We start from the raw sequence: 6,794 nt of genomic DNA on the forward strand, positions 1-6,794 counted from the left end.
CCGGCTTAGCTTTGATCGCGCCCAGGATCATCTCGCGGTACGCCTCAATGCGATGCGAGCGCTGATCGCCACCCTGTGGCTTGGCGCTGGACGCTCCGCTCTGGCGCCATTGGCTCACAAAGCGCACCGCGCTCGCCGCGGAGACCCCGAACCGCTCCGCCGCCGCACGCCGCGACATGCCGCCTTCAACGGCCCGGATAAGCCGGAGCCGCAAATCTTCAGACAAAGGCTTCGCCATGCATGCTGACCTCCGGCCCAGCACACAGGGCGAATCAGATTTTGCAATCTATGGGAATCCCCCTCGATTCAATTCGGTCAGATTTTGCTCTAGTGCCCTGAACGACGGCAACCGGCTTCGGAACCTCAAGCCGCGCACGGGGATCGATTCTGTATCGAACGATGATCTGGCGCGGGCGCGCCCATCGCGCATGAAAAAGCGATGTGCGGGGCGCTCGAAGCCGACACCCCGATCGGAGCCGGCGGGGTCAAGGCTGTTGTGGGGGGCAATTGTGAGAAACACGAACGTCTCGAAGCAGAAGCGGCCAGGTTTTTTGGAGCTGAGACCGCGCTCTTCTTTGGCGGCGGTTATGTTACCAATGTCGCGGTCCTGACGCCCCCCGCAGCGGGATGATTTGCTTGTTCTCGATTCACTCGTGCACGTGAGTATTCATAAAGGTGCGCGGGCGCACCGCGCGGAGTTTCGGATAAGCGCCCATAACGCGCCGGCGTCGGTCGAAAGCGCGATTCGTGACTGGCGCAAAAAAGGCAGACACGGCCTTGTCGAAGTCTCTACAGCATGGATGGATTTCGCGATCGCTGCCAGACTTGGCAGCGATGCAAATCGATACAAGGCTTTGCTGACGATAGATGAAGCCCACGCCACGGGGCGTGTACGACGATAGGGGACGAGGACTCACCGCACCATGGCGCTTGACGTGAAATCGAGCGAAGCTGGTTGTCTCGCGAGCTCGATCCGAGGCTTCAGGCTTTCTTCAAAGGACGAAATCTGCTGCTACGGCCGCGTGGAATACGATCTATGTGATCCGCCATATTGCGTCACGCCGGCAGACCTTGAACAAGTTACGTGGCATCCGCGAGGCCGCCGACGCGGTGGCATAACGACCATCCTTCTTGCGGGGGGCGCAAGTTTGACCTGCTTGGCGGCTACGGCTTGCATTACTCTCGACGGTGTTTGGGCAATCCGAGGTTCTGCAACCTCGGCACGTTTCCGGGGCCCGTCCGGATCAGGGGCTGCGGAATGCGTAGACGGCAGATCAAATACTCATTTCTCGTTGACAGTGCGGGTATACCTGGTATGATTAAGGCTCAGGTTCAGCTCTGGCCCTCGACCGACTCTACTGAAGGCAAGAGAGAAGTCGCTGCTCTCAAAGAAAGCCATTGGTCAAATGACACTCGAGAAAACCAACCTCGCCATCTGATTCATGGAGAGGTCATCGACCGCTTCGTGAAAAGCGGTGACATGCGGCACAAAAAAACAAAGAGCGCCAGCTTAGAGCTTCGACGCCCAGCCAGTTCAATCGATCAAGAGTGAAATCGCAACTCACGGGTTTGGCGAAGTGCGCCGCTTCGCCGGGAAGGACACATGCGTCAAGCTCTTGCGCGGAGAACGCGCGAAATCTGGCGCCTGTCACAGTTCGCGTGCAGCACTGGGGCTGTGACGAAGAAAGGCAGGGGATAACTCAGACAAAGCGACAGGAGGCGAGAATGCAGAATAGCTACTATAATTTGCGCGACCATTCAGTAAAGCGCTGCGCCATTTGCGGAGGAAAATTCGGGCTGGTCCGACACTATAGCTGGCGAACGGCCCTCTGCTCCAAAAAATGCTTCGAGCGCTTCAAGGCGCGGCGAGAGGAGGACCTAATGTGGTTTCGGCGATTACGAGCGGTCTGCGTGGAATCGAGCGCGAACTCAGTTTGAAGGAGCTGCATGATTATTATGCAGGAGTTTCTTTCAAAAGTGCGCTGGCCGTCCGATCGCGAAAAGGCCGAGGCGCATGAACGGGACTGGATCCCCGCAGCGACGCTTCAGACGGCAAGCAGATAGCAAGTTCCCGCTCGCATAAATCATCCCCGCGCTCCGCTGCCGCGATGTCCAGATCCGGTTCGAGTGCCGTGCCGTACTGCTTCGCATTTGAGGTGATGCTCCACGTTATGAAATTCCTGCTTGTGAAAGATGGAGCGGCACGGCGTGCACCGAACTCCTCAAGACAGGGAGCGCGAGATTTAGTGAAACGAATAGGATATCGCAACTACGATTGCTGTTGGGCGACTAGGGGGATGTCGCCGTCCGTCCTTCACGGACGTCAGCGGATGGACGCTGGGCTCAAATGGATGAAGGTCACGGCAACCTGGATATCACGGATCAGCATAGGGGCGCGTACTGGCGAGCTCTCTACGATTGATTCACGCGTCTTAACCCAAGGATGAGCGTGTCTTGAGATCTCGATGCACTCGTGTGCGCAGGTCGCTTCGAACCACAGCGCCAATGTCCGCACAACGTAGTAACATTGTAGCGAACCAAACAAGACATGCAGTGTACCATACGCGGCACTGCCGACTTGGTGAGCGACGTGCGAGCGTGGTTGACGAATGTGTCCCAGGCGGCGTGTGGATTCTGAGGAGTTCCTTTTTGGAGATCCTCCACAAGGGCGATGGAGCTGGGTGTGGGAACACGCAGACGCAGAGCACATTGACTGCCTGGAGTGAGGCGTCGCTTTATCAGTTCCCGCGGCGTTTTCGGTTAGAGAGAAGAACCGAACACTGTTCGATAAACACTGTGCAACGCCGTTGGTCCTCCAATGGTCGGAGGCCTTGCGTGTTGCAGTCTCTCGAGGTGCAGAGGTCTTGTCCATCATGATCTCAAAGTGGCAAATTCTGGACGGCAGACCGCGATCATCGCTCGTACGAAGCGTGCCGATATGACGCGAGCAGGACACATGTCCCCGCGTGGAGCCCGGATTTGTCCATTTCGTACAAACTTTGTCCGTCGATTATGACGATAATCTGTCAGCATGTTCCTTGGTGATGGAATGCCCCAAGCCGGCGACGTTGATTGACGCCGTGCAGTGTCGGTTGGCGTTGGGGAAGGCCGTTGTAGGTCGGCAATGATTGGGGGACGGAGGTGGCTGGTCTCGCTGAAGTTGAGCAGTCATTTCAATGTGAACACTGGAGGGGACTACTATGAAAGTGGCGAAGAGCCTTTTGCTCAGTTCGGCTGCGGGTTTGATTGCGTTAGGCGGAGCGCAGGCCGCCGATCTGCCGGTGAAGGCGAAAGCCGTCGAATACGTGAAGATCTGCTCGCTCTACGGCCCCGGATTTTACTACATTCCAGGCACTGACACTTGCATGAAGCTGGGCGGCTATACGCGAGCCTGGATGGAAGTCGGTAACAATAATATGGGCCTCAATCCGGACTACGGAGCAGGTGGTGCGGGCAACCGGTTCGCTAACGGCTACACATGGCGTGCTCGTCAATCTGTGGACATTGATACGCGTACCGCAACTGAATACGGCACGGTTCGGACCTTCGCTCAAATTATATTTCAGTGGACGACCGGCACCTACAGCGGGTTGGGAAATGGCTCGACTGTCTACCAGTCGATCGGTGGCGTCTCGGCACCGAACAACGCAAATCCTGGCGCTGTTGCTGGTGGTACGGTGGGTGTCTGGTTCGCCTTTATCCAGTTCGCTGGCTTCACGATCGGTGAGGCAATCTCACAGTTTTCTACGCCTTGGGGCGAATACCCGGGCAACTACATCGAGCTGCCTGGTAGCAGCTCTTGGCAGCCCGTGAACCAATTCACTTACACCGCAGATCTTGGTCAAGGAGTCGCACTCTCGTTCTCGGCCCAGGATCAAGCTCCAAGCACCCAAGCCGGCCTCTGGAACGTGAGTGCGGCGTCGGCTGCAGGTATTGCGACTGGTACGTATGGCGGCAACGACTTCGCAAATACGATCGCGCCGGATCTCATTGCGATGCTTCGTGTGGACCAAGCTTGGGGTCTGTTCCAAGCGTCAGTTGCTGCGCACGATAACCATGCCGCCTACTACGGCGGGACCGAGCTCACCGGGCATCCGGATGACAAGTGGGGCTGGGCTGGTCAATTGGCCTTGTCCGTCAAAAACCTACCTACCGGCCCCGGTGACTCCATCAACGTGTCAGGCGTATATGCGAATGGCGCAAGTCGATATGTCTTCAACCAGAATATGGTTAGCGTCTTCGCCAGGTACGGCAATACTAGCTTGGCGGGTGCTTATCAGAGCGTCGGAATTGCAGGCGTCTCTGATTCTGTGTTCGTGACAGGGGCTGGCCAGCAATTGACCACAACGTTCGGCATGAATGGGGCCTTTAACCATAACTGGGACCCGCACTGGGCCAGCAGCATCTTCGGCGGGGTTGGTGGTGTGCGCTACAACAGCACGGCCAAGAGCTACATCTGCGGTGCGTTTGTCGCCAACCTAGCGCTCTCGAGCGGGGCGGCTGGCTGCAATCCCGACTTCAACTACGCAATTGTCGGCACAAAGACGTCCTGGACTCCTGTCAAGGGGCTGACCTTTCTGGCAGAACTCGATTACAGTAGGCTGCACCAAAACTTCGCGAGCGGAAGCACAGTGGTGCTACCGGCGCAATCGGGCATCGGAAAGCCGGCTGGTTTGTATCAGCTGCGAGACCAAGACAGCTTCGGGCTGCAGCTCGTCGTGAACCGCACGTTCTGAGTTTCTGCAAACCGGCAAGGAGATGAGCCTACTTTATACCGACGACGTTTGACCTCCAACCAAGCCTCCGGCGTGCCCGCCGGAGGTTTTTCTGTCTCTGAACGCCGACCTAAATTCTATGAGAGGTCGGTCGATAGCGCACGTGGTGCTGAGTGAGCTGGCGTACTTGGAAACCCAAGTGTCGTCTGCATCGCGCCGCCCCGTCGTCGTCTGAGCGATGCCGGGTGAGCATGCGATGCGCGGGCGGTTGCGAGCAAAATCTGTGGCTGCCAAACTCGGCATTCATAAGCACACCGTAAGCAAGTAGTGCCGTATCTCTCCGGCGAAGGCCGCCTTGTGTAGTTTGTGAGGCGGCCTGAGGATTTGACCTTAATGTATGGTCCGGCCGCGCGTTGCGAGAAGATTCGTCGAATTGGCGGCGGCGGTCTTGCATCAATGTATCCGGCCTCTGATTGGAGCGTTTGTGCTCCGGGCCATCATGGATATCAGCGCGCGTGCGTTCTGATTAGTCTACAGGCCTCGAACGGGCCATTAAGGTCACCAGTGTTCGCACACGCTCGGAAGACCGATCCTCCATTTTGTCTTGTCTTCTCGCAGACCTCGGCTGGAGACCGTTGATGCGGCTATGTCATCGCCTGCTCCTGATATTGCGTAGTTCCTTTGTTCGGACTAAAGGGCCGTTCCTTCGTCCCGGCCCGCAGAACGTCGATCGCGTCGCGCGCAGGGGCGGTCAAGGCCGGCCGTCGCTCTTGGCTTACGGCTGACTGGACGTCGCCAGGCCGCGCCTTGACAGCGCCGAGCACGGCGCGAGGATCAGGCAGGTCGGGCGTCTGCATCGCCGATCCTCGTCATCTCGAAGGCGCGTCCTTTGGCCAGCACCGCCCAGGCGATGCGGGCAAGTTTGTTAGCGAGCGCGATTGCGAGCACATTGTGGTGTAGCCGCTTCTTGGCGGCTTCGATCCAGGACGTAAACCCGTAACGTTCCCAGTTCTTTATCCTGACCAGCACGACCCATGCCGCTTGCACGAATAAAACGCGCAGGTAGCGATTGCCACGCCTCGAGACTTTGCCAAGGATCGTGCGGTCTCCTGTCGAGATCTGTTTGGGCACCAGGCCAAGCCAGGCGCCGAAGTCGCGGCCTTTGGAGAATACGTCTCCAGTGCCGATCGCGGCCACCATGGCGCTCGAAATAATCGGCCCGATGCCAGGCACCGTCATCAGGCGCGAACACGCCTGATCTTGACGGGCAATTGCTTCGATCTCTTCGGAGAGACCATCGATGCGCTGATCCAGTCGGCGCCAGTCGACTGCCAACTCCTCGATGACGCGCAACATGCGTGGCGACAGGGTATCGGTGCGCGTCGCAAGAATGGTGGGCAGTTCCGTGCGTAGGAAGCCGATGCCCCGTCGCATGGCGATCCCGCGCTCGAGCAAGAAAGCACGAATCTGGTTGATGATGCCGGTCCGTTGCGACACCAGTCGCTCGCGCACACGATGCAACGCCTGCAGGTCCAACTGCTCAGCGGTCTTGGTCGCGACGAACTTCATCGTCGGGCGCTGCACGGCTTCGGCAATCGCTTCGGCATCATTGAAGTCGTTCTTCTGTCCCTTGCTATAGGGGCGGACGTATTTGGCCGGCATCAACCTGGCATCGTGACCAAGCGACGCGAGTTTGCGGCTCAGGTGATGTGCGCCGACGCAAGCTTCCATGCCAATGAGGCAACGCGCCATATTGGCGAGCCGCGCTTCCACTTGGCCGCGCGACCACTTTTGCCGCAGCACGATGGCGCCGCGTGCATCGTGACCCACGACGTGGAACGAGTTCTTGCCGATATCGATGCCAATCACGGCGATCGCGGTCTTCGGTGTAGACATGGTGTGGCTCCTTGTCTTTGGCGCCCCTTGCCAGCTTCGTTTACTGGCGAGGCAGGATCACGGCCGGACCATCCCATTAGTCTAGCTTTAAGGTCACGTCGGGAATGCAGGTCAACGTGTTGGGCGCCGAGCGTCGGCGGCGATGGAGTTACGACGAGAAGGTCCGCCTTGTCGAAGAGACAT

3 protein-coding genes and 1 pseudogene are annotated in these 6,794 nt (G+C 58.2%); 2 read left to right on the plus strand and 2 right to left on the minus strand.

Translation table 11 applies throughout. The features are described 5' to 3' along the window. Positions 1 to 238 (minus strand): helix-turn-helix domain-containing protein (locus AC628_RS31065; protein ID WP_143201894.1); only part of this gene is annotated, 238 nt, incomplete at its 3' end. A gap of 46 nt (positions 239 to 284) precedes the next feature. Between AC628_RS31065 and AC628_RS46215 the strand changes: the two are divergent. Both AC628_RS46215 and AC628_RS31080 read left to right on the plus strand, forming a co-directional pair. Then, positions 285 to 927, plus strand: a pseudogene (locus tag AC628_RS46215) (aminotransferase class I/II-fold pyridoxal phosphate-dependent enzyme); the annotation flags it as partial. Between the two features lie 2,273 nt (positions 928 to 3,200). Continuing rightward, positions 3,201 to 4,736 (plus strand): porin, encoded by a 1,536-nt coding sequence (locus AC628_RS31080; protein WP_074130599.1) that lies wholly within the window; start codon positions 3,201 to 3,203, stop codon positions 4,734 to 4,736. 813 nt (positions 4,737 to 5,549) lie between these two features. Here AC628_RS31080 and AC628_RS31090 read toward each other — a convergent pair. Next, positions 5,550 to 6,611 (minus strand): IS110 family RNA-guided transposase, encoded by a 1,062-nt coding sequence (locus AC628_RS31090; protein WP_074130601.1) that lies wholly within the window; start codon positions 6,609 to 6,611, stop codon positions 5,550 to 5,552. Between the last annotated feature and the right edge of the window lie 183 nt (positions 6,612 to 6,794).

It is taken from the genome of Bradyrhizobium sp. NAS96.2, assembly GCF_001908235.1.
Lineage (GTDB): Bacteria > Pseudomonadota > Alphaproteobacteria > Rhizobiales > Xanthobacteraceae > Bradyrhizobium.